At 53.9% G+C, this 219-nt stretch carries 1 rRNA gene; it reads left to right on the top strand.

Annotated elements, in window-relative coordinates:
* Window positions 1-157: 157 nt before the first annotated feature.
* Window positions 158-219: ribosomal RNA gene (rrf, locus tag LQK91_RS22165) — 5S ribosomal RNA — on the top strand; the annotation flags it as partial.

The raw sequence follows: 219 nt of genomic DNA, 5'->3' as shown, positions 1-219 counted from the left end.
TACCGGATAATAATTTGCGGAAACGAAAGATTTTGCGGCGTGACGAGGCGCAGAGCGAAGACATCAGCGGGAGCATACTGAAGTATGTGACCGGTGTGGCTGAGCGATGGCAACGCGGTCATGACGTAAAAGATTCGTTTCGTGCACAAAGAATTTGCCTGGCGGCTTTAGCGCGGTGGTCCCACCTGACCCCATGCCGAACTCAGAAGTGAAACGCCG

Origin of the sequence: Pantoea sp. MHSD4, from assembly GCF_021043305.1 — a bacterium.
Taxonomy (GTDB): domain Bacteria; phylum Pseudomonadota; class Gammaproteobacteria; order Enterobacterales; family Enterobacteriaceae; genus Pantoea; species Pantoea eucalypti.
The sequence above is the reverse complement of the archived record's forward strand: the minus strand, read 5'-3'. Positions and strand labels throughout refer to the sequence as shown.